This window comes from Paenibacillus sabuli (genome assembly GCF_014705605.1).
Lineage (GTDB): Bacteria > Bacillota > Bacilli > Paenibacillales > Paenibacillaceae > Paenibacillus_D > Paenibacillus_D sabuli.
The window spans coordinates 13,877-39,061 of the sequence record NZ_JACXIZ010000039.1 but is presented as its reverse complement, the minus strand read 5'-3'; the positions used below and the strand labels follow the sequence as shown (position 1 = coordinate 39,061).

Genomic DNA, 25,185 nt, shown 5'->3' with positions numbered 1-25,185 from the left:
CCACAGCGCTTATTTGGCCTCAATTGCGTTTTTTCGATGGATTTCAAGAAAATAAGACCTGTGGCAACCGTTACAATTCAATCGGCGCTTTTTTGGGTGCAATAGCCGCTGTGGCAACCGTTAGGTTCGTTGGCGGATGGTGAGGAGATAAAGACGGTTTCAATCGCACCAGGTTATTCTGTAATGGACACTAAGGCAGAAGCTGTGAGGTCGTACTCCTCGACAATCGCTGCTCGGGATTTCCCGTTCTCATAAAGCTGCGCCATTTGCTTTTTAAATTCTGCGGTAAAGGTACGTCGTTTTTGTTTCGGCATTGTAGAGATCCGCTCCTTAGCATTCCAGGTCTATTCTACAAGCCCTTATTTTTTCTGTCCAACTTAGTGTAACCGATCCACCTCCTGTAATGAGCACCGTGTGTCCCGACGCTTTCATTCCCCCATCTCCCCTCTTCCTCTCTTAATTCTAGAAGGACGGACGGAGATTCTCATTAACCTAGGTTAATCCGCGGCGAATTCGGCTCAACGCGACAAGGGTAATGCCCAGGAAGCAGCAATATGATACTGCGGAATCCGATTCTCCAAGTGCTTATATTGCCCAAGGAATTGACGGTATCGTTCTTCTGCGGAGAGCATGAGCAGCTCACGTTCGCGCTTTTCCTTGCTGATGAACATCCGCTCGAAGATTTTGCGTCCCAGCTTCTCCCAGCAAGGGTGCCGGTCGAACAAAGCCTCGAAATCCTGGAACCGAACGACGAGCAGTTCGCTGTCCATTAGCGCTTGAATGGAAAAGTACGCCGGCTTTTTCATCAACAACGTGCTGTACGATGCCACATATTCGTTTTGCCCGCAAAAGTTTTTGTTGTATTCGGTGCCGTCCGGCGTCGTATAGTACAGGCGGAACAGGCCTTGCACACAGAAGCCGATGTCGGCCGTTGGTTCCCCGGCGCGTACGAAATGCCGCTGGGTGTCGATACGGTTCGACTTTCCACCAGGGTTTGAAAAAAATGCTGCTCCGCCGGCGGAAGCTCAACGAGCGATCCGAAGGCGGGTAAGATAAGCTCAACTTTTATCTGCTCGACCGTCATCTCCGATCAATCTCCCTGCTCACCACGTATTCCCGGTCACTGCCCGGGCCTTTTCCCCGTAACATCACCTCTCTTTCGAATATTCTTTCAAGATTATGGCAATCGACTCCACGGGATGTGACCCTTTTGCAATATCGACAATAAACTCGACGGCATATTTACGCTCCATTTGGAGATGGAATCCATTCAGCAACAAGAATGACTTCGTAGCAAGATAAGCGGTCCGTTTATTCCCATTGTGAAAGCAATGGTTTTTTACTAGTGAATCTAATAATGCAGCTGCTTTATCAAATAAAGTGGGGTACGCATCCTCTCCAAATATACTTTGCTGAGGTCTATGTATCGCAGAATCCAGCAGACCATGCTCCTTGACACCCGCTTGATCTGCGTCATTCATTGTCTTCATCATGTAGTAGTGCGCTGCTATAACTTCTTCTCTGGTGATAAAGATCGGCATCTTATCGATCCCTTAGATCCTCAAGAATCCCCTGATCTTCTTGAAATACATCAAAAAAAGCTTCAAGAACTTCGGGACGAACATGATCAGGCAGCTTATGGTGTCGAACCTTTTGCATCACAATCTCCCCTCGCTCATTTTCGATGAATTCAATCTCGTCCCCTTGCGACACACCTAGCTTGGCAGCAAGGCTCTTAGGCAAGCTGACCCCCAAGCTGTTGCCCATCCGGCCAACTTTACGGGAATGCCGAGTCACCTTTTGTTTGTCATTCTCCATTTTGATCACACCGTCCATTTGTATTCTCCTCCTATAGTATGATTACTGCCAGCATGGTTATACCTTATTACAGTTATAACATTTATAACGTACGTACATTTTATCATATTACGTATAGTAGATAAAGCAAAAACCCGACCTCGTGCGGTCGGGTTAATGATGGTGGAGGCGAGGGGAGTCGAACCCCTGTCCAAATATTGCTACATGTATTCTGGAGTCAGTTCAATTATCTATAAACACTAAGAATAATCTCTGACCATGTAGGAATCGACTTTACACAATACACCATCTCATCTTGCATAATCTCCGCAATAATGATTGGTTCATACGTATTATCAATAAGAACAACTCGATCTGCAATTGCTAGTGCTGGCTTGAGGTTTTGCAAAGACTGCCCGTACCGATAACGAATGTCACTCTCTGCAATCCAATGTCCACCTTGCTCAACGCGAGAAGCGACTCGGTCTATATGCATTTGAACATCTAATAGCCCGATATAATAGATAACAATTTGATATCCTTCCTCTTTAGCAATTTGCATATGCTTCAAAACAAACGTCCCCGATAATGTAGTCTCAATTGCAAATTGTCGCTTTTCTTTTATCAGAGATCGGATTCGTTTCACAGCTTCCCGCCCTGCAGAAAGATCTGCCCCTCTTGGGTTATCGGGCTTTAACTCTCGTGCAATTTGGTCTGGATCTATTAACTCACCAATCCATTCTCTCATTTGCATACTGAGGGTACTTTTTCCAGCCCCATTCGTACCAGCAAAAACCGTCATTGTAGGAGAAGCAGTCTTCACGGTATTTTTACTTCCTGGCGTTTACCGTGCGCATCAAAGATGATCTCATATTTATTACCGTCCGCGTCCTCGCGGATACGCTTATTATTCTCCACATAATAAATAGAAGCACCTGATGCTTTGGCTTGCTTCCTTACATGCAAGTTTGCTTTGTTCAAGATTTCTTGAAGTTTTATTCGATCAACTACCATGGTATACCACTCTCCAACCTTATAGTAGTAGTTATGGAAAAGCCACCAACCAAATGCTGATGGTTGATGGCTTTCGTCTTAGATGGAGGCGAGGGGAGTCGAACCCCTGTCCGAAGATAACGGCACATGTGCTTCTACGGGTGTAGTCACGGTTTTGATGTCACCTGAAAGCATTGCGAAGCAATGCTAGCATCGAAAGCGATACTGAAGCGCCCCGTAACCGGCTATTCTACAGGTCAGCCTGATTGTCTTCTTCAGCTAGCCCCAGGCGGAGACTAGACAGCGTATCCCACTAAAGTTGGGCCCTCATCCCGGTACATGGGCGATACAGAGCGAGAGCACGCGAGCAGGTTATTAAGCTGCTACTGCGTAGTTTGTTTGTTGTTTGCCAGTTAATTGGCTTTAGCGTTGATGAAGCGGACGCGTCCCCACTACCCGCAACCCATGCTCGAACTACCCCCGTCGAATCCATAAACGCCCCCGTAATCGCGTCATACCGGCCATGGCCGATACGCGCATAAGGCGCCGGTATATGACGGTCACCGCGTCTTGCGACGCTCGAGCCGTGCTGCCCAGCTGCGATAAGTCTTGCCTTGCTTTCCTTACCGCCTAATTAGTATACCACGATCCACGCCGCGTCTCCACCCCGGATTGCTGGCACCGATGGATGTGTCAGCCACGTATGCCAATGTCCGATACCGAGCGAGGTCACGCGCCGCAAGCCAGTCACTCCGTGAAGCTTGGAAGCTCGTTATTATCCATAGCTTTTTTCCCAGCTACCCGCTACACCTTCTGCTTCTCGCGCAGCGCGCGCTGAATGTCCCGCTGGGCGTCGCGCTTGGCGGCGGTCTCGCGCTTGTCGTATTGCTTTTTGCCTTTGCCCAGACCGATTAGCAGCTTGGCATAGCCGTTGCGCGCGTAGATCTTGAGAGGCACCAGCGCGTAGCCCTCCTGCTTGGACTGGCCGAGCAGCTTGTGGATCTGCGAGCGGTGCAAGAGCAGCTTGCGCGCCCGCGTCGGATCGGACGGATTGTGCCGGTTGCCCTGCTCGAACGGACTGACGTGCATATTGTGAATGAACATCTCGCCGTTGCGAATGGTGGCGAAGGCGTCGTTGATGTTGGCCCGTCCCTGCCGGATCGACTTGATCTCCGTCCCACTCAGCACGAGCCCCGCCTCGTACGTATCTTCGATAAAATAATCATGCGACGCCTTTTTGTTCTGGGCGAGCGGACGATCATGCGTCTGTTTTTTGGCCACGACCTTCACTCCTTCGCAGCAGCCGTTACTTCCCCCGCACAGCGGCAGGCTAGACCTATATTGTAGCAAATCGAGCCTGTACTGCGCAACAAACTGCGACAAAACGCTGGTCTAGCGCCTGCAAAGCCCTTGCAAACAAAACAGCCGCACTCCGGGATACCAAGTGCGGCTGCGTGAGGCTCCCACGCCATCCACGCTCAAACTGCTTGCGCTACTTGCGCTTCTTGCCGCGCGCCGCAGTACTGCGCGACGGGCCCGTCTTCGACCGGGCGGATGCGCTGCTGCCTCCGCTACCCGGCCGGGTACGCCCGCCGCCGGAGCTGCGCGGCCCTCGCACCGCACCAGACCGCGCCGAGCCGCCACGCTCGCCGCCGCCGCGCGGCGAACCGCGTCGCGCATTGCGAGGACGATCCTCCTCGTCCTCGCCGCCGTCGAAGCGGAACGCGCCGCTGACCGGCAGGCCCCACATGTCGCGGCGAACCCGCGTCCGCTTGCCGCTTCCGCCCGCACTGTCCGCGCCAGATCCGCTCTCGCCGCGTGCACGCGCAGCCTCCAGTGCATCGGCTGCGCGACGCGCCGCGGCGGCCGGCCCCTTGTCGTCGGCATCCGCACGTTCCTGCGGTCGCTCTGGCTGCCGCTGATCTTGCTCAGCGGATGAGGCCTCGCTGCGGCGCGTCCGCTTCTTGCCCGCAGGGCGCGACGCGGCCTTGTCGCCGCTCTCATTGCCCACCCAAGGATCGGCCGGCTCCGAAGCGCCTGCGTCGGACCGAGCAGCCCTGCTATTCTCCGCCGCCGCTCCGCCGTCCTCGCGCCGCTGCTTCTTCAGCTCGCGTTCGCGCCTGCCGGGACGCGACTTCTTCTTGCTCTTGGCTGCCGCTGCCTTGTCGCTGCCAGGAATTGCAGCAGCCTGCTCCGCGCCGCTTGCCTCGCCGCTCGCGCCGGGCTCTGCTGCATCCGCCTTACGTGCCGCACGGCCGGGCTTGCGGCTCGCCGCCAGGCCCCGCCCGCCTGCGCCGCGACCTTTGCGGCCTGCCGCGCCGCCGCCGGGCGTCCAGTAGCCCTTGCCGCGCGACCTCATGTCCACCATCTCGAAGTCGATGGTGTACTCGTCCATGTTGACATTCGCCACGCGCACCTTCGCCTCGTCCCCAATGCGGAACATCTTAGACGTGCGCTCGCCGACCAGCATCATCTGATCCTCGTGGAAGTGGTAATAATCGTCCGACAGCTCGCTCAATCGAATCAAGCCCTCGACCGTGTTGTCCAGCTCGATGAAGATGCCGAAGCTCGTCACACTGCTGATGATGCCGTCGAATTCCTCGCCGATCTTGTCCAGCATGTACTCGCACTTCTTGAGCTTGTCGGTATCGCGCTCGGCATCGACCGCGACGCGCTCGCGCTCGGACGAATGCTGCGCAATATCCGGCATCCGCGCCTCCAGCGCCTCCTGTCGCGCCGCCGGCAGCGCGCCGCCGCTCTCCAGCACCTCGCGCATGACGCGATGGATGACCAGATCGGGATAGCGCCGGATCGGCGAGGTGAAGTGCGAGTAGAATTCGGCCGCCAGGCCGAAGTGGCCCAGACTCTGCGCGTCGTACTTGGCCTGCTTCATCGAGCGCAGCATGACCGTGGAGATCACCGTCTCCTCCTTGGTGCCGCGGATGTCCTCGAGCAGCGTCTGCAGCGCGCGCGGATGGATCTCGTTGCCCTTGCCCTTGACGCTGTAGCCGAAGTTGGAGGCGAACTGCACGAAGTGCAGCAGCTTCTCCGAATCCGGATTCTCATGCACCCGGTACAGGAACGGCACACGCAGCCAGTGGAAATGCTCAGCCACCGTCTCGTTGGCGGCCAGCATGAATTCCTCGATGATCTGCTCGGCCACCGAGCGCTCGCGCTTGACGATATCGTACGGCTTGCCTTCCTCGTCCACCAGAATCTTCGATTCCTGGAAGTCGAAGTCGATCGCGCCGCGCTTCATCCGCTTGCGCCGCAGCTTCATCGCCAGCTGCTCCATCAGCTTGAACAGATCGAGCAGGTCGGCATAGCGTGCCTCCAGCTCCTCGTCCCGCTCGGTCAGCAGCGTCCGCACATCGGCATAGGTCATCCGCTCCTTGGTGCGAATGACGCTCGTGAACACGTCGTGCCGCACGCGCTTGAGCGTTTTGGCGTCGAATTCCATCTCGCAGGACATCGTCAGCCGGTCTACCTGCGGATTGAGCGAGCAGATGCCGTTGGAGAGCCGGTGCGGCAGCATCGGAATGACGCGGTCCACCAGATAGACGCTGCAGCCGCGGCGGTACGCCTCCTGGTCCAGCTCGCTGCGATCCCGTACATAGTAGCTCACATCGGCGATATGCACGCCGAGCACGTAGTTGCCGTTGTCCAGCCGCTCGACATGGACGGCGTCATCGAGATCCTTGGCATCCGCGCCGTCGATCGTGACGATCGTCTTGTCGCGCAGGTCGCGGCGGCCCTGGCGCACGATCTCCTCCTCGGTGATCGTGTCCGGCACCGCCTCCGCCTCGGCCATCACCTCATCCGGGAAGCCCTCGGGCAGCTGATGCTTGCGGATGATCGAGAGAATGTCGACGCCAGGGTCGTTTTTGTGCCCGAGCACCTCGACGATCTGCCCTTCCGCCGCAGCGCGGCCCTCCGGATAGGAGACGATGCGGGCGACGACCTTCTGTCCGCTCACCGCGCCCTTGTAGTCGCCCTCGGGGATGAAGATGTCGCGGTTGATCCGCTTGTCGTCGGGAATGACGAAGCCGTACACATTATGATTCTCAAACGTACCGACGACCTGCGTGATCGCGCGATTCACCACGCGCGCCACCTCGCCCTCGAGACGTCCGCCTCCGGACTCCGAGGTCACCCGTACCAGCACCGTGTCGCCGTTCATGGCCGTCTTCAGATCGTTCGCATGAATGTAGACATCCGGATGATCCGTATCGTCGGGGATGAGGAACGCGAAGCCTTTGGCATGGGCCTGCAGCCTGCCGCGCAGCAGGTTCATCCGCTCCGGTACGCCGTAGCGCTGATTGCGCGTCCGGATGATCTTTCCCGCTTCCTCCAGCTCGTTGAGCAATTGCAAGAAGGCCTTGAACCTCGACGCGTCGTCAATCTGCCATTGCTGCTCCAGCTCCTGGTACGTCATCGGCTTGTAGGCGGTCTCCCGCATAAAAGCCAGCACCTGCTCTTCCGTTGCCATAGCGCTCCCCACCCCTGCTGTTCAAAATCGTAGTTTCATAGATACACATATACTATAGTATACACGAAATCGCGAATCTCAATCCGCGAACCGGCAATCCTGGCACAGATTCCGCGCCAGCCTGCCTGCTTGTCCGCTTTTTCCAAGGCCACGGCAGCGCGCAGCGATTTGCAGGCAATAAAAAAAGCGGGGACCTCTCCCCGCTTCGGATGCTGCGCGTCAGTTGCCGACGAAATAAGCCACGGCCAAGGCAAGCAAGAAAAAGCCGACCGCCAGCACAACCGTCAGGCGCTGCAAAAACAGATCCAGCCCGCGCGCCTTTTGCTTGCCGAACAGATGCTCCGCACCGCCCGAAATGGCCCCGGACAATCCCGCGCTCTTGCCCTTCTGCAGCAAAACCACCGCAATCAGACCCAGTGAAAAAATGACCAAAATGATCTTCAACGTCGTTTCCAATCGTTCCACCTCCCGCACCAAAAGTGCCGGTAATCTCCGTCGCACATATAGAATGCACACTACGAGTAGTGTACCATAACTTCTGGTCAGTGACAAACATTATTGTCTAAAGCAACGTGAACAACAAGAGAAGTCTTCAATGCGCGTACGTGGCGATGTACAAGGCGAAACAACTAATGCCATCCTTTGGTGGCGACACATGAACAGTCCGAGAATATAGAGACCGTTTATAAGAAAAGCCCCGCGCACCGAGTGGTACGCAGGGCCGTCCGTGGAGCGCAAATGGCCGACCGGCCTGCCTTACTTATTGAAGCCGCTCAGGTTGTAAAACGCGGAGCGACCGGCGTAAATGGCCGTCGAACCGAGCTCGTCCTCAATGCGCAGCAATTGGTTGTATTTCGCGACGCGGTCCGTACGCGACGGCGCGCCGGTTTTGATCTGACCGGCATTAGTTGCCACTGCGATGTCCGCAATCGTGCTGTCCTCGCTCTCGCCGGAGCGGTGCGAGATGACAGCGGTGTAGCCAGCTCGCTTCGCCATTTCGATCGCGTCGAACGTCTCGGTCAGGCTGCCGATCTGATTGACCTTGACGAGGATCGAGTTGCCCACACCTTGCTTGATGCCGTCCGACAGACGCGCCGTGTTGGTGACGAACAGGTCGTCGCCGACGAGCTGCACTTTGCCGCCGAGCTTGTCGGTGAGCAGCTTCCAGCCTTCCCAGTCGTCCTCGGAGCAGCCGTCCTCGATCGTGAGGATCGGGTACTTGTCGACCAGCGAAGCCAGGTAGTCGACGAATTCTGCGGACGTGAACGAGCGCCCTTCTCCTTCCAGATGGTACTTGCCGTCCTTGAAGAATTCCGTCGAAGCGACATCCATGCCGAGATAGACATCCTCGCCCGGCTTGAAGCCCGCACGCTCGATGGCGGCGATGATCGTCGTGATCGCTTCTTCGTTGGAGCCCAGGTTCGGCGCGAAGCCGCCTTCGTCGCCGACTGCGGTGTTCAGGCCCTTCTCCTTCAGTACCGCCTTCAGATTGTGGAAGATCTCCGCGCCGATGCGCAGCGCTTCCTTGAAGCTCTCGGCACCGACCGGCAGCACCATGAACTCTTGCACATCGATGTTATTGTCCGCATGCTCGCCGCCGTTGACGATATTCATCATCGGCACAGGCAGCGTCTTCGCATTGAATCCGCCCAGGTACGTGTACAGCGGCATGCTCAGAGCGTCCGCAGCTGCGCGTGCGACAGCCATCGACACCGCCAGGATGGCGTTGGCGCCGAGCTTGCCTTTATTCGACGTGCCGTCGAGCGCGAGCATTTTATTGTCGATCTGCACTTGATCGACAGCGTCGAGGCCGATAATTTCCGGGGCAATAATGGTGTTGACGTTCTCGACAGCCTTCAACACGCCTTTGCCGAGGTAGCGGCTTTTGTCGCCGTCGCGCAGCTCGACTGCTTCATAAGCGCCGGTCGAGGCGCCGGACGGGACGATGGCGCGGCCTTTGCCGCCGGATTCCAGGCTGACTTCGACCTCGACCGTCGGATTGCCGCGGGAGTCGAGGACTTCACGTGCGTAGACATCGGTAATGATGGACATGGATGGGAACACTCCTTTTGTATGGGTTAGATATAGATCGTAAAATATGCGAAGCGTTGCGATGTATGGCGCTCGCTTGCTCGTTACTTCTGAAGCAGCGTCTGGCCCGTCATCTGCTCCGGCTGCGGCAGCTGCATCAGATCGAGGATCGTCGGCGCGATATCGGCCAGGATGCCGCCCTCGCGCAGCTGCGCATTCGGCGCCGTCACGATGAGCGGGACCGGATTCGTCGTGTGGGCGGTGAACGGCCGATTGAGCTCGTCCGTCACCAGGTCCGCATTGCCGTGATCGGCCGTGATGAGGCAGACGCCGCCCTTGGCCAGCACCGCCTCGACGACGCGGCCCATGCATTCGTCCGTGACCTCGACCGCCTTGATCGTCGGCTCCAGCATGCCGGAGTGGCCGACCATATCCGGGTTGGCGAAGTTGAGGATAATGGCGTCATGCTTGTCCGCCTCGATCTCCTTGACGGCGGCCTCCGCGACCTCATAGGCGCTCATCTCCGGCTGCAGATCGTAGGTGGCGACCTTCGGCGAATTGATCAGGACACGCGTCTCGCCCGGCAGCTCGACGTCGCGGCCGCCGCTGAAGAAGAAGGTCACATGCGGATACTTCTCCGTCTCGGCGATCCGCAGCTGCTTTTTGCCCTGCTGCACGAGCACCTCGCCGAGCGTGTTGTCCAGATTCTTCGGCTTGTAGGCGACGAAGCCGCCGACCGTCTCGCTGAACAGCGTGAGGCAGACGAAGTACAGGTCCCTCGGCCGACGCTCGCCCAGCTCGAAGCCGTGGAAGTCGTCGCTCGTGAACACCTGCGACAGCTGAATCGCGCGATCCGGACGGAAGTTGAAGAAGACGACCGCATCCTCCGACTCGACCAGCCCGACCGGCTGGCCATCCGCGCCGACGATGACCGTCGGCAGCACGAATTCGTCCATCACCGACTTCTCGTAGGAATCGGTGACCGCCTCGATCGGGTCCTGGAAGGCCGGGCCTTCGCCGTACACCATCGCGCGGTACGACTTCTCCGTACGCTCCCAGCGCTTGTCGCGGTCCATGGCGTAGTAGCGGCCCTGGACGGTGGCGAACTTGCCGAGGCCGAGCAGATCCATCTTGGCCTGCACGGCCTTGAGATACGTACGCGCGCTGTCCGGCGCCACGTCGCGGCCGTCGAGGAAGGCATGGATATAGACTTCGGCCACATTCTCCTTCTTGGCCAGCTCGAGCAGCGCCATCAGGTGATCGATGTGGCTGTGCACGCCGCCGTCGGAGAGCAGACCGTACAGATGCAGCTTGCGGCCGGGCACCATCTGCACGTGGCGAATCGCGCCCATGAGCGTTTCGTTGTCGTAGAATTCGCCGTCGCGAATCGACTTGGAGATCCGCGTCAGGTCCTGATAGACGATCCGCCCCGCGCCGATGTTAAGATGGCCGACCTCGGAGTTGCCCATCTGGCCTTCCGGCAGACCGACCGCCTCGCCGCAAGCGGTGAGCGTCGTGTTCGGATACTGGGCCATGTAGCGGTCGTAATTCGGCTTATTGGCTTGAGCGACGGCGTTGCCCTGCGACTCGCCGCGCAGGCCAAAGCCGTCCATGATGATCAACGCAACCGGCGCAGTCATCTTACTTCGCCCCTTCGATCAGCGCGATGTACGAGGCCGGCTCCAGGCTGGCGCCGCCGACGAGCGCGCCGTCGATGTTCGGCTGGCTCATGTACTCGGCGATATTCGCCGGCTTCACGCTGCCGCCGTACTGGATGCGGACCGCATCTGCCGTCGCCTGGTCGTACAGGCCGGCGACGACTTCGCGGATCGCAGCAATGACGTCCTCGGCATCGGCGGCGGTCGACGACTTGCCGGTGCCGATCGCCCAGATCGGCTCATAGGCGATGACGACCTGCGCCGCCTGCTCGGCCGACAAGCCCGCGAAGGCCGCCGTTGTTTGGGTCGTGCAAATGTCCTTCGTCTTGCCTGCCTCGCGCTCCTCGAGCTGCTCGCCGACGCAGACGATCGGCTTCAGCTCATGGCGGAAGGCTGCGTGGACTTTCTGATTCACGATCTCGTCCGTCTCCGCGAAGTAGGCGCGGCGCTCGGAATGGCCGATGATGACATAGCTCACGCCCAGCTCCTGCAGCATGCCGCCGCTGATTTCGCCGGTGTAAGCGCCGTTGTCGGCGAAGTGCACATTTTGCGCGCCGATGGCAATTGCGGTGCCCTTGGCCGCTTCCGTCAGCGCCGGCAGCGTGGTGAACGGCCCGCAGATGACGCTCTCGACGCCCTCCACCTCGGCCTTGCCTTTCACTTCCGCGAAGAAAGCGTTCGCTTCCGCGGCGGTCTTGAACATTTTCCAGTTGCCTGCAATAATTGGCGTTCTCACAGGTACACACGTCCTTTCGTCGAGTAGAAGTGACGGCGCGACCGGCATGGACCAGCCTGGATCGGCCCGGCATTCCCGCTCGGGTACGAACCGATTCAGCGTAGAGATCCGGGCGCGCCGAAGCGCCCGGCCGCCGGGAGGGCGGACGAGCGCCGATCGATTTACTTGTCGTTAAGCGCTTCGACGCCGGGCAGCTTTTTCCCTTCCATGAACTCGAGGGAAGCGCCGCCGCCGGTCGAGATATGGTCCATCTCGCCGGCCAGGCCGAATTTCTCCGCGGCAGCTGCCGAGTCGCCACCGCCGATGATCGTATAGCCTTCGGTTTCGGCGCACGCCTGCGCCACAGCCTTCGTGCCTTGCGCGAATTGGTCAATTTCGAATACGCCCATCGGTCCGTTCCAGACGACGAGCTTCGAATTTTTGATGACGTCGGCGTACATCGCACGCGTCTTCGGCCCGATGTCGATGCCCTCCCAGTCCGCAGGGATGCCGTCCACGTCGACCTCGCGCGTATTGGCTTCCGCGCTGAAGTCGTCAGCGACGATCAGATCGACCGGCAGCAGGAACTGCTTGCCCATCGCCTTCGCCTTCTCGATGAAGCCGAGCGATTGGTCCAGCTTGCTCTCGTCGAGCAGCGATTTGCCGATCTCATGGCCCTGCGCCTTGAAGAAGGTATACGACAGGCCGCCGCCGATCAGGACGTTGTCCGCGATCTCGATCATCTTGTTGATGACGTCGATCTTGTCCTTCACCTTGGAGCCGCCGACGATCGCCGTGAACGGGCGCTCCGGATCGGACAGCGCCTTGCCGAGCACGTCGAGCTCCTTCTCCATCAGCAGACCGGATACGGCCGGCAGATGGTGGGCGATGCCCTCCGTCGAGGCGTGCGCGCGATGCGCCGCGCCGAACGCGTCATTGACGTAGACGTCCGCCAGCTCGGCCAGCGCCTTCGCGAACTCGGGATCGTTGTTCTCCTCGCCGGGGTAGAAGCGCACGTTCTCCAGCAGGAGCACGTCGCCGCTCTCGAGCTGGGCGACCTGCGCTTTGACCGCGTCGCCGATCGCCTCGTCGGCCTTCGCCACCGGCTGTCCGAGCAGCTCGGACAGCCGTTCCGCGGCGGTAGTCAGACGCAGCTCTTCCACGACCTGACCTTTGGGCCGTCCCATGTGGCTGGCGAGGATCACCTTCGCGCCCTGCTCCAGCAAGAAGCGAATCGTCGGCAGCGTCTCGCGAATACGCGTATCATCCGTAATCATTCCGTCTTGCACCGGTACGTTGTAATCGACGCGGACAAAGACGCGCTTGCCGCTCACGTCGACGTTGCGAACACTTTTTTTGTTCATCGTCCCGACCTCCTGTACGCATTCATTTCATCTAAGCATAGCGCGTCCCGGATTCGCATGCAAATCCGGGACGCAGAAGAAGAGCAGAAGTCATGCAGCGACGATTTACAGGCCTTTGGAGGCGATGTAAGCAGCCAGGTCGACAACGCGGTTCGAGTAGCCCCACTCGTTGTCATACCAGGATACGACCTTCACCATGTTGCCTTCGACGACCATCGTCGACAGTCCGTCGATCGTGGAGGAAGCCGGGTCGCCGTTGTAGTCGCTCGAGACGAGCGGCTCTTCGGAGAAGTTCAGGATGCCTTTGAGCGGGCCATTGGCAGCTTCCTTCAGCGCGCCGTTGACGTCTTCAACCGTGACGCTGCCTTTGAGCTCGGCCACGAGATCCGTTACCGAGACGTTCGGCGTCGGTACGCGCATTGCCATGCCGTTGAGCTTGCCTTTCAGCTCGGGCAGGACGAGTGCGACGGCTTTGGCGGCGCCGGTAGTCGACGGGATGATGTTCTCGGCAGCGGCGCGCGCGCGGCGCAGGTCCTTGTGCGGCACGTCCAGCACGGACTGATCGTTCGTGTAGGAATGGACCGTCGTCATCATGCCTTTGACGATGCCGAACTTGTCGTTGAGCACCTTGGCGAACGGCGCCAGGCAGTTCGTCGTACACGAGGCATTGGAGATGACCGTGTGCGCAGCCGGGTCGTACTTGTCCTCGTTGACGCCCATGACGACCGTGATGTCTTCGTTCGAAGCCGGAGCGGAGATGATGACCTTCTTCGCGCCGCCCTTCAGATGCAGCTCGGCCTTTTCCTTGGCCGTGAAGATGCCGGTCGATTCGACGACGATCTCCACGCCGTATTCGCCCCAAGGCAGGGCGCCCGGGTCACGCTCGGCGAATACTTTGATTTCCACGCCGTCTACGACGAGCGCGCCTTCCTTGGCTTGGACGTCCGCGTCCAGCGTGCCGTGCGTCGTATCGTATTTGAGCAGATGTGCGAGCGTATCGGTGTTCGTCAGATCGTTGACTGCCACGATTTCGACATCCGGGTTGTTCAGCGCAGCGCGAAACACATTGCGGCCAATGCGGCCAAATCCGTTGATTCCTACTTTAACCATCGTGAAATTCCTCCCAAAATGTAATTTATATCATGTATGTCAGGCGTCGCCATGATATCTTCATCATACCTCATCCGCGTCCGCTTCAAACGTGCGGAGCATCTCCAGCGCGGCGGCCTCGTCGGTAATCAGCACATCGTCGTGCCCGAACCGCATCACCGCCGCGATTGCCTCGCCCTTGCCGCGGCCGCCGGCGATCGCGATGACCACCTCGGCCGTCTGAATCTCCTCCAGGCGCAGGCCCGCCGTCGGCATGCGATGGACCACATTGCCGCTGCGGTCGAAGTAAAAACCGAACGCCTCCGCCAGCGCGCCCTCGCTGCGCATCGCCGCCACCGCCGGCTCGGCCTCCTTGCGGCGCCGCGCCATCACCATCGCGTCGCCGATGCCGTGCAGCACGATGCGCGCGCTGCGGATGACCTCGACGATCTCGCGAATGTTCGGCTCCTGCATCAGCGACTGATACGCTTCCTCGCCCAGATGGTCCGGCACATGCAGCAGCCGGTACTGGGCGCCGGTACGCTTGGCCATCGTGGAGACAATCGTATTGGCCTGGTAATCCACGCTCTCGCCGAGCCCGCCGCGGGCCGGCACGAACCGGATGTCCGCGAGCGGCCGCTGCGACGACAGCTGTCCTGCGACATGCGCCATCGTCGTGCCGCCCGTGACGGCGACGACATCCCCCGGCGCCATGTACCCGCGCAGCACTTGAGCGCCGGCGCGTCCGAGCTCGCGCTTCACATGCTCCGACGCCTCGGAATCGCCGGAGACGATCACGACCTTGCGCAGCCCGTAGCGGCTGCGGATCCGCTCCTCCAGCTCCGTCAGGCCGGCCAGCTCCTTCATGGTCGGCGCCAACTGATCGAGCAATTGCCGCCCGCTGTCGCTGAGCTGCATGCCCGACTGGCGAATGTCCAATAGGCCCTGGGCCTTCAAAAAGTCGGTCTCGGCCCGCAGCACGCGCTCGGTCATTGCCAGCACGCCGGCCAGCGCACGTCGTCCGATGTATTCCGTCTGACCCACCTGCTGCAGGATGCGGTAGCGCCGCTTGAGCACCTCCAACAGATCGGGCGCCAACTGCTGCTGCAGCTCTACAATCGTGCGCATCATTACGGGTGTTCACCCCTGTAAGCCGGCATAAATTTGTCGGCGCCATAATCGGGACTAAATATGTCCCGGTACTTCTTTTTGGGTCCCACTAACATTGTAACGAATATTTCCGACCTGCGCAAGAGTGCGCGCTTCTTTGATATCGATTACATGCACGAGATCGGCAAATTTATTTCGCCCATCCCCCTTGCTTTTTTGCCGAACATCTCATATAATAAAGCTCGCTACGCTTTTGCGCCCGTGGTCCAATGGATATGACGTAGGCCTCCGGAGCCTGAGATCGAGGTTCGATCCCTCGCGGGCGCGCCATCTATAATGCAAAAATCCGTATCCTGACTTGGGTCAGGATTTTGTTTTTTACACGGTTTGACTTTCTTTGACTTTTGCGTGATGATCCGGTATGATGAATGTAGTTTGAACCTACTTAAGATATGGAGGGAGCTACGGATGGATATGAATTTTGTACCTATGGTTATCGAACAGAGCAATCGCGGCGAACGCGCCTATGACATTTATTCCCGCCTGCTGAAGGATCGCATCATCTTCCTAGGCAGCGGCGTCAACGATGTCGTGGCCAATTCCATCATTGCGCAGATGCTGTTTTTGGCGGCGGACGATCCCGACAAAGATATCAGCTTGTACATCAACAGTCCCGGCGGCTCCATCACGGCCGGCATGGCCATCTACGACACGATGCAATTCATCAAGCCCGACGTCTCCACGATCTGTGTTGGCATGGCCGCCTCGATGGGCGCCTTTCTGATGGCAGCCGGCGCCAAGGGCAAGCGGTTTGCGCTTCCGAATAGCGAGATCATGATTCATCAGCCGCTTGGCGGAGCCGAGGGCCAGGCCAGCGACATCGAGATTCGCGCGCGCCGCATTCTGAAAATGCGCGACAAGCTCAATGCCATCCTCTCGGAGCGCACCGGGCAGCCGCTCAGCCGGATTGAAAAAGATACCGACCGCGACTACTTCATGGGCGCGCAGGAATCCAAGGAATACGGCATCGTCGACAAGGTTATCGAAAAGCTGTAAGACGCATTTCCCTCCCCCTTTCGCATCAGGCGAAAGGGGGGATTTTTTTATCATAAACACCTACCAATGTCAATCATTTTTCATGAGCATGAAATGGAAAAGACTTTCCTCCTCTTCCGTGTTAAGATGAAATTAAGATCACCTTCCCATATTCATACAACTCTAGGGTCATTCTTGAAACCACCAAATGGAGTGCAGATATTATGAAACTAACGAATCCTTTTCTCACCATGCGAAACTTTATTACGGCCAACGAGCCCGCTGCGCACCCGGCGAGCCTGCGTCTCCACCGCCCGGTCAGTTTCTCGCCCCCCCGTCCGGCGGAGGCAGAGCCGATCGTAGGCGATGATAAGACGCTGCTCCTCAAGCCGCTTAACGACGAGCATCTGATTGAGGTGTACCGCGAGGCCAAGGCCATGCGACTGTCGGACGATTTCATTCAATTGATCGAGCATGCGCTGGAGCAACGCAATCTGCCCGAGCAACATTGGAAAACGAGCTAACCACCATGTTTCAGCCATGAGCGCCCCCGTCCTGCGGGGGCGCTTTTTCGTCCGATCGACGAGGCCGGCCGTTTCGCCTCCATCCCCGATAACATGCAAAAACCCGCCAGTTCCATACTGGCAGGCTGCTTGCTTTTGCCGCATATCGGCTTATTGATTCTCAAGCTCTTCCTTGCTTACCAAATTGACTAAAGCGGTTACAGCCTGCTCTGAGTCCGAGCCGTCCGCGCTGATGTGAACCTCTGTGCCCGAGCTGATCGCCAAGCTCATAATCCCCATTATGGATTTGGCATTCACCTTTTTGTCGTCCTTCTCCACGAAGACCTCGGAAGAGAATTTGTTCGCTTCCTGCACGAACAGGGCTGCCGGTCTAGCGTGAAGACCCGTTTTTAAACGAACGACTACAGGATGCCTTGTCATGGAAACCATACCCCCTATACCAGTTTGAATCGATCATTTGCAAAGTTAAGGTAATGAAATTGTATTGATCCATTGACCTTTTTATACATTATTATAGCATCATTCCCCATGCAGCACTAGGAGGAAAAGTTTAGCCGTTCCGTATTTTGTCCGCCAATTCGTCGATCTTTCGGAGTCTGTGATTCACCCCCGACTTGCTCACCTTGCCCTTGAGCAGATCCCCGACTTCCTTCAGGTTCATATCCGGATGCTGCAGCCGGATCTCGGCCACCTCGCGCAGCTTGTCCGGCAGACTTTCCAGGCCGACTTCCTTTTGAATGAGCTTGATGTTGTCGATTTGGCGCACCGCGGCCCCAATCGTCTTGTTCAGATTGGCCGTCTCGCAATTGACGATGCGATTCACCGAGTTGCGCATGTCGCGCATGATGCGCACATCCTCGAATTTAAAAAGCGCTTGGTGCGCACCGATGATGTTGAGCAACTCGATGATCTTCTCCCCTTCCTTGATGTAGAGGATAAAGCCTTTTTTGCGCTCGATGCAGCGGGCGTTCAGATGAAAGCGATTGGCCAGATCGACCAGGGCCTGGCAGTGCTCCTCGTACATCGACGCGATTTCAAGATGGTACGAAGCGCCCTCGGGATTGTTGACCGAGCCTCCCGCCAGGAACGCCCCCCGCAGGTATGAACGTTTGCAGCAGTTTTTGCGCACAATTCGCTTGTCGATGCCCTGGTAGAACATGAAGCCCTCCGAGACGATGTGCAGCGCGCTCAGGATTTCCTGCACTTTGGACGGGATCCTCACCATATACACATTGTTCTTTTTCAGCCGCATTTTTTTGCGGACGAGCAGCTCGGTATGGACCTCGAACTGCTTCTTGACCAACGAGTAGATGCGCCTGGCGATCGCGGCGTTCTCGGTGGCGATATCCAGAATAATCTTGCGCCCGGATACGGTGACGGAGCCGCTCATCCGAATGAGCGCGGACAGCTCCGCAAGCTCGCAACACGGCTCCGCCTCGATCATCGTCAGTTCTTTTTTGGTCTGCGCCGCAAAAGACACGGGCAATTCACCTCTTTCGTAGCTTCCAGCGCTCCACAAGCTGATAGATATGGTCGCTGAGTCGCGCGGCATCATGCCGCAGGAACGTCTGAAACAACACCAGCCGATCCGCAATGACCTGGTAGCCGCGCCGCCTCACCTCGTCGAGGTCCAGATGGACGGCCTGAGCGCCTTGCTCGGCGTAAGCGCTCTGGACCTGCGGCGGTATCTCGCCGTCATTCACGATGACATAGTCAAAGAGATGATGGCCGACATGCTGGTGTACCGCTTCCAGATGATCGCTGACCGAATAGCCGTCCGTCTCGCCGGGCTGGGTCATGACGTTGCATACGAAAATTTTGACCGCTTCGGATTCCATGATCGTCTGCGCCAGCTTCGGCACGAGCAGGTTGGGAATGATGCTGGTATACAGGCTGCCCGGTCCGATCAGGATGGCATCCGCCTGACGCAGCGCTTGTACAGCCTCCTCCAAGGGCTCGACGTCGGGCGGCTCGATCATGACGCGCTTGATCGCCGAGCCGGCCTGGGGAATCATCGACTCGCCTGTGACGAGCGAGCCGTCCATCATCTCCGCCTTGAGCACGATGGCCTGGTCCGCGGCGGGCAGCACCTGTCCGCGTACGGCCAGCACGCGGCTCAGCTCGCGGATCGCAGTGACGAAGTCGCCGGTAATATCCGTCATTGCCGCCAGCATTAGATTGCCCAGACTGTGCCCGGCCAATCCGGTGCCGCCGTTGAAGCGGTGACGGAGCAGCTCGGCCATCGTCGGCTCCACGTCGGCCAGCGCGGTCAGGACGTTGCGGATATCCCCCGGAGGCGGGATATGGAGCTCGTTGCGCAGCACGCCGGAGCTGCCGCCATCGTCGGCAACGGTTACGATCGCAGTGATGTCGAGCGGCTTTTGCTTGAGGCCGCGCAGCATGACCGAGAGCCCGGTCCCGCCTCCGATGACCGTAATTTTGGACCGGCTCTTGTTGTTGGCGCCCTTGCGCGACGCCGCGCCTTTAGTGCCGGTCCTTGTCGGCATCGCGATGGCTCACCCTGACCCTTTCCGTGTCGCTGTTGCCCAGCATGCGACCAAGGTATTCGGCGACCGCGACGGATCGGTGTTTGCCGCCTGTGCAGCCGATGCCGATGACGACCTGGCTCTTGCCTTCTTTGTGGTAGAGCGGAATCAGGAAGTTGAGCATATCGAGCAGCTTGGTCAGGAATTGCTGTGTCTCCGGCCATTTCATGACGTATTCGTACACTTCGGGATCCTGACCGGTATTGGGACGCAGATGGTCGATATAATGAGGATTCGGCAAAAACCGGACGTCGTAAATCAGATCGGCATCGATGGGAATGCCGTACTTGTACCCGAAGGAGGTAACATTAAGCGAAATGCGATTGGGCTCCAGATTGGTGAACCGCGAAGCGATGCGCTCCTTGAGCTGGGCCGGCCGGAGATTGCTCGTATCGATAATCTGCGTAGCCCAGCCCTTGAGGTCCTCGAGCAGCTTCCGCTCCAATTCGATGCCCTCCAGCGGGAGGCCCTCCGGCTTGAGCGGATGGCGGCGGCGGCTTTCCTTGTATCGCTGCACCAGCACACTGTTGGTCGCATCCAGGAACAGAATCTCGTAATCGATCGTATAGTGATCGCGAATATAGTTGAGCGATTCGGACAATGCCGTGAAAAACTCGCGCCCTCGCAAGTCAATGACAAGCGCAACCTTGCCGATCTTGCCCTTCGAAGAATCGATCAGATCGGCAAACTTGGGAATGAGTACCGGGGGCAAATTGTCCACACAGAAAAAGCCCAGGTCCTCCAGACTCTGGACGGCAATCGTCTTGCCCGCGCCCGACATGCCCGTAATGATCAGCAGCTTGGCCATCGTCGCATCCTTGCTCATCCTTGCTCCCCTCCTTCCGCGTGCAGTCCAAACGGCGCGCGGGGCTTCCCCTGGCACGCCGTCCTTCCAAACTTATCGCAAGAGCAGACCCGCCGCTCCGACGACGCCGGCGTTGTTGCCCAACACAGCAGGGACAATCTCCACGCCCTCCTGCGCCACCTCCGGCGTCAGCTTCGCGAATACCTCGCGAATCTGTTCGAACAAAAATTCGCCCGCCTTGGCGACGCCGCCGCCGACGATGAAGCGCTGCGGATTCAGAATGACCGCGACGACCGACATCGACTTGCCGAGGTAATACGCCGCCCGGCTGACGATCCGGATCGCCACCTCGTCTCCGGCTTTGGCGGCGTCAAACACATCCTTGGCCATGATATGGTCGACCATCGCCAACGAGGTACGGTCGCCGCGCGCCACCGCGTCCTTGGCCATCCGAATGATGCCGGTCGCGGACGACACGGTTTCGAGGCAGCCCATTTTGCCGCAGCCGCACTGGATCGCCTCCAGATCGGGGACGATCTGGATATGTCCGAGCTCGCCTGCCATGCCGCTGGAGCCTTCGATGATGCGTCCGTTGATGATGATGCCTCCGCCGACGCCCGTGCCGAGCGTATAGCACACGCAGTTGGGCACGCCCTTGCCGGCTCCCGCCCACGCTTCGCCGAGCGCGGCCACATTGGCATCGTTATTGATGCGCACCGTCTTGCCCAGACGGGGCTCGAGATACTCCGGCAGGTTCACATTTCGCAGCCCCAGATTGACCGAGTGCTTGATGATGCCGTTCGGGATATCCAAAAATCCGGCAATGCCGACGCCTACGCCCTCGACCTGCTCCCAGTCGTACGTCGACTCCGTCACGATGAGCCGCGCATACGTGGCAATATTATTAAGTATTGCTTCCGTTCCTTTATCCGTATCGGTCGGTCCTTCATACGTCTGCACGAGGACACCCTCTTCGTTGCATATGCCAACCTTAATTGTGGTGCCTCCGATATCTACGCCGACGTAGATTTTTTCAGACATGCTCATGGCCACCTCAAATTCAATAGTATATTACCGCTTTACCCACTATACGCGATGCCGGGTCATCGGTCAAGAATGGTTGAACAATCGAAAAAAGCGGCGCATTCGATCGCTGCATCGAATGCGCCGCTGCCGGCGTGGGCATGCAATGGGCCTAGCTGCTCGCCGGTTGTTACAGCGATTCGCTCCAGTCGTGCACCATGCTTCCCTCGAGGAATTTTTCGCAATCCATTGCGGCCATACAGCCGCTGCCGGCCGCCGTAATGGCTTGCCGGTATTTGTGATCCTGTACGTCCCCGCAAGCGAAAATCCCCGGAATGTTCGTCTCCGTCGTGCCCGGCTTGACAAGCAGATATCCGGTCTCGTCGGTCTCGAGCTGTCCGCCGAGGAACTTCGTGTTCGGCGTATGGCCGATTGCCACGAACAGACCGTCCGTCTGGATCGTTTCATCCTCGCCGGTCTCGTTATTGCGCACCTTCAGTCCCGTTACGCCGAGTCCGCCGGCCTCGACCTCGAGCGGCGTGCGGTTGAGCGCCCACGAGATTTTGGGGTTTTCTCTAGCGCGATCCTGCATGATCTTGGAGGCGCGCAGCTCCTCGCGGCGATGCACGAGTACGACCTCCGACGCGAAGCGCGTGAGGAAGTTGGCCTCCTCCATCGCCGAATCGCCGCCGCCGACCACGATGATTTTTTTGCCGCGGAAGAAGAAGCCGTCGCATGTCGCACAGGTACTTACGCCCTTGCCGACATTGTCGCGCTCATTCGGAATGCCGAGGTACTTGGCCGAGGCGCCGGTCGAGATAATCAACGTCTCGCCCTGCAGCTCCTCGCCGCCCTCGAGCTGAAGCGAGAACGGCCGCTTGCCCGTCTCGACCGCGTTCACCCAGCCTGTGCGGAATTCAGCGCCGAAGCGCTCCGCCTGCTTGCGCATATTGGACATCAGCTCCGGACCCATGATGCCGTCGGGAAAGCCCGGGAAATTCTCCACGTCCGTGGTCGTCGTCAGCTGACCGCCCGGCTCCGGGCCCTCGATGACGAGCGGGTTCATGTTGGCGCGCGCCAGATAGATCGCAGCCGTCAGGCCGGCAGGGCCGGTGCCGATAATAATTGCTTTGTACATCGCAATCCCTCCTTGTCGTTAGACTTCCCATTCTATTTGCCGTAGATGGATTCCATTTTTTTGCGAATGCCGCAGGCTTCGTCAATCAGCTTGACGGCCTTGCTCACGGTCGAAATCGACACACCGTAACGCGTCGAGACTTGATGATAGCTGATCGAGCGGCGGTGCATCTTGGCGGTCAGGTACTCGAGCGCCGCCGCCCAGCCCTCGACCTTGCCGATGCGCGGGACCTGCGGATACATCCGCGAGAGATAGTCCACCCACAGCGTCAGCAGATCATGCTGCTGCACCAGATCGTAATGGCGGCTCATGCGGCGCAGCGCCGCTTCTTGCACCGCCTGCCACTTGTCTTCCCAGACGGGCAGCCGCGAGGGCATGCGATTCGGATCGATGGTCTGCGTCTTGCCCTCGAGCACGGCGCGCAATCCGCCGTGCACGCCGATCGTCCGCAGCACGAAGATCGCAATCTGCTTGAGATAATCGTCCTCGCCCGGCTCCAGTAGAAAGTCGCGCAGCGCCAGCTCGACCTCCTGGTCTCCGATCATGCCCAGCGCCTGAATGACCTGCAACTTCGTCTGCCGATCGCCGTGGCGCAGCGCCCAGAAGAACGAGGAGCGCACGAGCGGATCGCGGCGCAGCTGCTCGGGCAGCCCGCTGCCGGAACGCTCCCAGAGCTTGAATTGCTCCGTGAACGGGAGATGATAGTGATAGCTCGTGGTCGCGCGCTCCTCGCCCCGGCGTACCCGGAAGAGATGATCCAGATAGTACTTGGGCACATCCGACTGCGGATCGAGTCTGGCGGCCTGGCGCCAGAGCCGCTCCGCCTCGTCCGCGCGGCCGATATTGAGCGCTGCGACCGCGGCATAATGATACAGACACGGGTCGTCCATCATGTCGCTGCCGTGCAGCAGCCGGGCGAACTGGCGCTGCGCCGCTTCGTGCTGGCCGAGGATGCCCAGCGTCGTCCCCAGCTTGAAGACATGCTCCTGCTGCATCGGGTACGTCTTGCCCAGCGCGACGAGCAGCTCGGCCAGCGCCGCTTGCTTGCCCGCATGCTGATAGAAGATGGCGAGGTTGCAGAGCGCATGCAGGTTGCCCGGCTCCCGCTCCAGCACGCCGGCCACGCTCGCCATGCCTTTGTCGAACAAGCCCATGTAGTAGTAAGCCAGCGCCAGATTGTTGCGCGCGGCGAGGAAGTCTTCCTGCTTCTCCACCAGCGCCTCCAGCAGCCGTACCGCCTCGGAGAAGCGGCCGTCCTCCAGCAGTGTGCGCGCCCGATCATGCTCCTCCAAGCCTTCGCGCGACTTGATCAAGGGCTGACGAAGCGGACGCTCCAGCTCGTAATGCAGCAGCTCCATCATCTCCTCGGCCTCGCCGAGAAATTGCCCTTCCTCGTCCTGCTCCAGGTACTTCACGACCGCATCCTCGGCCGCTTCGTACATCTCCAGATTGGCGTAATTGTTGGCCATATAAAAATGGCACTCCGCCATCTCCGGCTCCAGATGCTGCAAAATATGCTGCAAAATCCGGTTCGATTCCTCATAGTTGCCCATTTCGGACAAAATTCCGGCCATGTTGCAGTGATTCACGGGATTGTCGGGCTCGTAATCCACCGCGCGCCGAAAGTACTTCAGGGCCTTGTCATAATGGCAGCGGTCCAGCGACTGGACGGCGCGCTCGAAAAAAAACGTGGCGTCGAGCCGAATCGGAATGACGTTGGTCCGATTACGGGCAGCCAGCTTCTTCTCTTTCATGGGCAGAGCACCTCCAAATCCGACGAATTTGCTACGATTATAGCATAGCGCGAGGCCAGGCAGCCGTCAATTGACCGGCTAAACCCCGGCATTTTTGAACAAGGTGCTGATCGAGCCGCCCTGCATGATGATGCGAGTCGCCTCCGCGAGCATCGGCGCTACCGACAGCACCTTGAAGCGCTCCGGATGCGTATCCGGCAGCGCGATCGAGTCGGTCACGACGACCTCGCGAATATACGGGTGATCGAGCCGCTGCAGCGCCGGCCCGGAGAAGAGCGGATGCGTCGCGCACACATAGATGTCCTCGGCTCCGCGCTCCTTCAGACTTTCGACGACGTTGACGATCGTCGTGCCGGTATCGATCAGATCCTCGATGATAATCGGCGTCTGCCCTTCGACGTCGCCGATGACATGCGTAATGACCGACTCGTTGTGGGCCGGCCGTTTTTTGATCATGATGGCAAATGGGGAATCCAGGTAGTTGGCCAGCTTCTCGGCCGTTGAAGCCCGCCCCGCATCCGGCGACACGACGACCGGGTTTTTGATATTTTTCGCCTTGAGATGCTCGCTAAGCAGATCCAATGCGGTCAGATGGTCGACCGGAATATTGAAAAAGCCCTGGATCGCGGGTGCATGCAGATCGATCGTGATGACGCGGTCGGCGCCGACGGTAGTCAGCACGTCCGCCACCATTTTGGCCGAGATCGGCTCGCGCGGCGCCGCCTTGCGCTCCTGGCGCGCATAGCCGTAATACGGCACAATAATGTTGATCGTGCGCGCGGAAGCCCGCTTGGCCGCATCGATCATGACCAGCAATTCGACAAAATTCTCGTTGATCGGATGAGAGAACGACTGCACGAGAAAAACGTCGCAATTGCGAATCGTTTCTTCATAGTGAATATAGATTTCGCCGCTTTTGAAGCGCGACACCTTGATGCTTCCGAGCGTGTGACCGAGCTCCGCGCAAATGCTCTCGGCCAGCTTCGGGTTCGAGGACCCGGAAAAAATACGCAATTTGTCGCTGAACATGGTACCCTCCTGAGCAATAGACCGTCATTCGTAAAACGACCGAAGATCAATTCGACTTCTTCATTATACATCGGATCAACGAATT

General features: G+C 58.6%; 25 protein-coding genes, 1 tRNA gene and 1 other RNA gene. 3 read left to right on the top strand and 24 right to left on the bottom strand.

The genetic code is table 11. From position 1 onward, the window contains the following. Positions 1–173: 173 nt before the first annotated feature. The 16 genes from IDH44_RS20165 to IDH44_RS20090 all read right to left on the bottom strand — a co-directional run bounded on the left by IDH44_RS20165 (position 174) and on the right by IDH44_RS20090 (position 15,264). Positions 174–314, bottom strand: coding sequence for a transposase (locus IDH44_RS20165; protein ID WP_190920621.1), 141 nt, complete (start codon positions 312–314; stop codon positions 174–176). A gap of 204 nt (positions 315–518) precedes the next feature. Further along, entirely contained in the window at positions 519–971 is a 453-nt protein-coding gene (locus tag IDH44_RS20160; RefSeq protein WP_190920623.1) for a Crp/Fnr family transcriptional regulator, read from the bottom strand. Positions 972–1,148: 177 nt separating this feature from the next. Beyond that, positions 1,149–1,541 (bottom strand): type II toxin-antitoxin system death-on-curing family toxin, encoded by a 393-nt coding sequence (locus IDH44_RS20155; protein WP_190920620.1) that lies wholly within the window; start codon positions 1,539–1,541, stop codon positions 1,149–1,151. Position 1,542: 1 nt separating this feature from the next. Beyond that, a complete protein-coding gene (locus IDH44_RS20150; RefSeq protein WP_190920619.1) occupies positions 1,543–1,836 on the bottom strand; it encodes an AbrB/MazE/SpoVT family DNA-binding domain-containing protein in 294 nt (97 codons plus the stop codon). A gap of 208 nt (positions 1,837–2,044) precedes the next feature. Continuing rightward, positions 2,045–2,620: a zeta toxin family protein gene (locus IDH44_RS20145; protein ID WP_190920618.1), complete on the bottom strand. Its 576-nt coding sequence runs from the start codon at positions 2,618–2,620 to the stop codon at positions 2,045–2,047. Then, complete coding sequence (locus IDH44_RS20140) at positions 2,617–2,811, bottom strand: hypothetical protein (RefSeq protein ID WP_190920617.1); 195 nt, start codon at positions 2,809–2,811, stop codon at positions 2,617–2,619. Before IDH44_RS20140 ends, IDH44_RS20145 begins: the two co-directional genes overlap by 4 nt. An 80-nt stretch (positions 2,812–2,891) precedes the next feature. Beyond that, positions 2,892–3,293, bottom strand: a transfer-messenger RNA (tmRNA) gene (gene ssrA, locus IDH44_RS20135). Between the two features lie 301 nt (positions 3,294–3,594). Beyond that, positions 3,595–4,071, bottom strand: coding sequence for an SsrA-binding protein SmpB (smpB, locus tag IDH44_RS20130; protein WP_190920616.1), 477 nt, complete (start codon positions 4,069–4,071; stop codon positions 3,595–3,597). 211 nt (positions 4,072–4,282) lie between these two features. Then, positions 4,283–7,279 (bottom strand): ribonuclease R, encoded by a 2,997-nt coding sequence (gene rnr / locus IDH44_RS20125; RefSeq protein ID WP_223869870.1) that lies wholly within the window; start codon positions 7,277–7,279, stop codon positions 4,283–4,285. A gap of 219 nt (positions 7,280–7,498) precedes the next feature. Next, positions 7,499–7,735 carry a preprotein translocase subunit SecG gene (gene secG / locus IDH44_RS20120; RefSeq protein WP_190920615.1) on the bottom strand — a complete coding sequence of 79 codons (237 nt, stop codon included), beginning with the start codon at positions 7,733–7,735 and terminating at the stop codon, positions 7,499–7,501. A 300-nt stretch (positions 7,736–8,035) separates the two neighbouring features. Beyond that, entirely contained in the window at positions 8,036–9,331 is a 1,296-nt protein-coding gene (gene eno / locus IDH44_RS20115) for a phosphopyruvate hydratase (protein ID WP_190920614.1), read from the bottom strand. 83 nt (positions 9,332–9,414) lie between these two features. Further along, positions 9,415–10,950 carry a 2,3-bisphosphoglycerate-independent phosphoglycerate mutase gene (gpmI, locus tag IDH44_RS20110; RefSeq protein WP_190920613.1) on the bottom strand — a complete coding sequence of 512 codons (1,536 nt, stop codon included), beginning with the start codon at positions 10,948–10,950 and terminating at the stop codon, positions 9,415–9,417. A 1-nt stretch (position 10,951) separates the two neighbouring features. Further along, positions 10,952–11,704: a triose-phosphate isomerase gene (tpiA, locus tag IDH44_RS20105; protein WP_190920612.1), complete on the bottom strand. Its 753-nt coding sequence runs from the start codon at positions 11,702–11,704 to the stop codon at positions 10,952–10,954. Between the two features lie 161 nt (positions 11,705–11,865). Beyond that, positions 11,866–13,047, bottom strand: coding sequence for a phosphoglycerate kinase (locus IDH44_RS20100; RefSeq protein ID WP_190920611.1), 1,182 nt, complete (start codon positions 13,045–13,047; stop codon positions 11,866–11,868). 105 nt (positions 13,048–13,152) lie between these two features. After that, on the bottom strand, positions 13,153–14,157 hold the full coding sequence (gene gap, locus IDH44_RS20095; RefSeq protein WP_190920610.1) for a type I glyceraldehyde-3-phosphate dehydrogenase: 1,005 nt from the start codon (positions 14,155–14,157) through the stop codon (positions 13,153–13,155). 63 nt (positions 14,158–14,220) lie between these two features. Then, positions 14,221–15,264, bottom strand: coding sequence for a sugar-binding transcriptional regulator (locus tag IDH44_RS20090; protein ID WP_190920622.1), 1,044 nt, complete (start codon positions 15,262–15,264; stop codon positions 14,221–14,223). Between the two features lie 237 nt (positions 15,265–15,501). On the opposite strand from IDH44_RS20090, the gene IDH44_RS20085 reads away from it, so the two are divergent. From IDH44_RS20085 to sda, 3 genes are all read left to right on the top strand, one after another. Further along, positions 15,502–15,576, top strand: a tRNA-Arg gene (locus IDH44_RS20085). A gap of 144 nt (positions 15,577–15,720) precedes the next feature. Continuing rightward, on the top strand, positions 15,721–16,302 hold the full coding sequence (gene clpP, locus IDH44_RS20080) for an ATP-dependent Clp endopeptidase proteolytic subunit ClpP (protein ID WP_190920609.1): 582 nt from the start codon (positions 15,721–15,723) through the stop codon (positions 16,300–16,302). A 203-nt stretch (positions 16,303–16,505) separates the two neighbouring features. Further along, positions 16,506–16,805: a sporulation histidine kinase inhibitor Sda gene (gene sda, locus IDH44_RS20075; RefSeq protein ID WP_190920608.1), complete on the top strand. Its 300-nt coding sequence runs from the start codon at positions 16,506–16,508 to the stop codon at positions 16,803–16,805. A 150-nt stretch (positions 16,806–16,955) separates the two neighbouring features. Here sda and IDH44_RS20070 read toward each other — a convergent pair whose 3' ends face one another. From IDH44_RS20070 to IDH44_RS20035, 8 genes are all read right to left on the bottom strand, one after another. Beyond that, the gene (locus IDH44_RS20070; RefSeq protein WP_190920607.1) at positions 16,956–17,225 is read right to left on the bottom strand and encodes an HPr family phosphocarrier protein; all 270 of its coding nucleotides are present in this window, start codon (positions 17,223–17,225) and stop codon (positions 16,956–16,958) included. Positions 17,226–17,355: 130 nt separating this feature from the next. Continuing rightward, positions 17,356–18,285 (bottom strand): DNA-binding protein WhiA, encoded by a 930-nt coding sequence (gene whiA / locus IDH44_RS20065; protein WP_190920606.1) that lies wholly within the window; start codon positions 18,283–18,285, stop codon positions 17,356–17,358. Positions 18,286–18,292: 7 nt separating this feature from the next. Beyond that, positions 18,293–19,312, bottom strand: a complete 1,020-nt coding sequence (locus IDH44_RS20060) for a gluconeogenesis factor YvcK family protein (RefSeq protein WP_190920605.1) — start codon at positions 19,310–19,312, stop codon at positions 18,293–18,295. Continuing rightward, positions 19,290–20,177 (bottom strand): RNase adapter RapZ, encoded by an 888-nt coding sequence (gene rapZ, locus IDH44_RS20055; protein ID WP_190920604.1) that lies wholly within the window; start codon positions 20,175–20,177, stop codon positions 19,290–19,292. The genes IDH44_RS20060 and rapZ overlap by 23 nt, the downstream gene beginning before the upstream one ends. A 72-nt stretch (positions 20,178–20,249) precedes the next feature. After that, positions 20,250–21,197, bottom strand: a complete 948-nt coding sequence (locus IDH44_RS20050) for an ROK family glucokinase (RefSeq protein ID WP_190920603.1) — start codon at positions 21,195–21,197, stop codon at positions 20,250–20,252. A gap of 172 nt (positions 21,198–21,369) precedes the next feature. After that, positions 21,370–22,317 (bottom strand): thioredoxin-disulfide reductase, encoded by a 948-nt coding sequence (gene trxB, locus IDH44_RS20045; RefSeq protein WP_190920602.1) that lies wholly within the window; start codon positions 22,315–22,317, stop codon positions 21,370–21,372. Between the two features lie 32 nt (positions 22,318–22,349). Beyond that, on the bottom strand, positions 22,350–24,071 hold the full coding sequence (locus IDH44_RS20040) for a tetratricopeptide repeat protein (RefSeq protein ID WP_190920601.1): 1,722 nt from the start codon (positions 24,069–24,071) through the stop codon (positions 22,350–22,352). 78 nt (positions 24,072–24,149) lie between these two features. Then, positions 24,150–25,100 carry a ribose-phosphate diphosphokinase gene (locus IDH44_RS20035; protein ID WP_190920600.1) on the bottom strand — a complete coding sequence of 317 codons (951 nt, stop codon included), beginning with the start codon at positions 25,098–25,100 and terminating at the stop codon, positions 24,150–24,152. Between the last annotated feature and the right edge of the window lie 85 nt (positions 25,101–25,185).

Bases quoted from the DNA above. Each gene is read 5' to 3' on its own strand.
- IDH44_RS20165 (WP_190920621.1), bottom strand. From the start codon at position 314: ATGCCGAAACAAAAACGACGTACCTTTACCGCAGAATTTAAAAAGCAA.
- IDH44_RS20155 (WP_190920620.1), bottom strand. From the start codon at position 1,541: ATGCCGATCTTTATCACCAGAGAAGAAGTTATAGCAGCGCACTACTAC.
- IDH44_RS20150 (WP_190920619.1), bottom strand. From the start codon at position 1,836: ATGGACGGTGTGATCAAAATGGAGAATGACAAACAAAAGGTGACTCGG.
- IDH44_RS20140 (WP_190920617.1), bottom strand. From the start codon at position 2,811: ATGGTAGTTGATCGAATAAAACTTCAAGAAATCTTGAACAAAGCAAAC.
- rnr (WP_223869870.1), bottom strand. From the start codon at position 7,279: ATGGCAACGGAAGAGCAGGTGCTGGCTTTTATGCGGGAGACCGCCTAC.
- eno (WP_190920614.1), bottom strand. From the start codon at position 9,331: ATGTCCATCATTACCGATGTCTACGCACGTGAAGTCCTCGACTCCCGC.
- gpmI (WP_190920613.1), bottom strand. From the start codon at position 10,950: ATGACTGCGCCGGTTGCGTTGATCATCATGGACGGCTTTGGCCTGCGC.
- IDH44_RS20100 (WP_190920611.1), bottom strand. From the start codon at position 13,047: ATGAACAAAAAAAGTGTTCGCAACGTCGACGTGAGCGGCAAGCGCGTC.
- gap (WP_190920610.1), bottom strand. From the start codon at position 14,157: ATGGTTAAAGTAGGAATCAACGGATTTGGCCGCATTGGCCGCAATGTG.
- IDH44_RS20090 (WP_190920622.1), bottom strand. From the start codon at position 15,264: ATGCGCACGATTGTAGAGCTGCAGCAGCAGTTGGCGCCCGATCTGTTG.
- clpP (WP_190920609.1), top strand. From the start codon at position 15,721: ATGAATTTTGTACCTATGGTTATCGAACAGAGCAATCGCGGCGAACGC.
- sda (WP_190920608.1), top strand. From the start codon at position 16,506: ATGAAACTAACGAATCCTTTTCTCACCATGCGAAACTTTATTACGGCC.
- IDH44_RS20070 (WP_190920607.1), bottom strand. From the start codon at position 17,225: ATGACAAGGCATCCTGTAGTCGTTCGTTTAAAAACGGGTCTTCACGCT.
- IDH44_RS20060 (WP_190920605.1), bottom strand. From the start codon at position 19,312: ATGCCGACAAGGACCGGCACTAAAGGCGCGGCGTCGCGCAAGGGCGCC.
- rapZ (WP_190920604.1), bottom strand. From the start codon at position 20,177: ATGAGCAAGGATGCGACGATGGCCAAGCTGCTGATCATTACGGGCATG.
- IDH44_RS20050 (WP_190920603.1), bottom strand. From the start codon at position 21,197: ATGTCTGAAAAAATCTACGTCGGCGTAGATATCGGAGGCACCACAATT.
- trxB (WP_190920602.1), bottom strand. From the start codon at position 22,317: ATGTACAAAGCAATTATTATCGGCACCGGCCCTGCCGGCCTGACGGCT.
- IDH44_RS20040 (WP_190920601.1), bottom strand. From the start codon at position 24,071: ATGAAAGAGAAGAAGCTGGCTGCCCGTAATCGGACCAACGTCATTCCG.
- IDH44_RS20035 (WP_190920600.1), bottom strand. From the start codon at position 25,100: ATGTTCAGCGACAAATTGCGTATTTTTTCCGGGTCCTCGAACCCGAAG.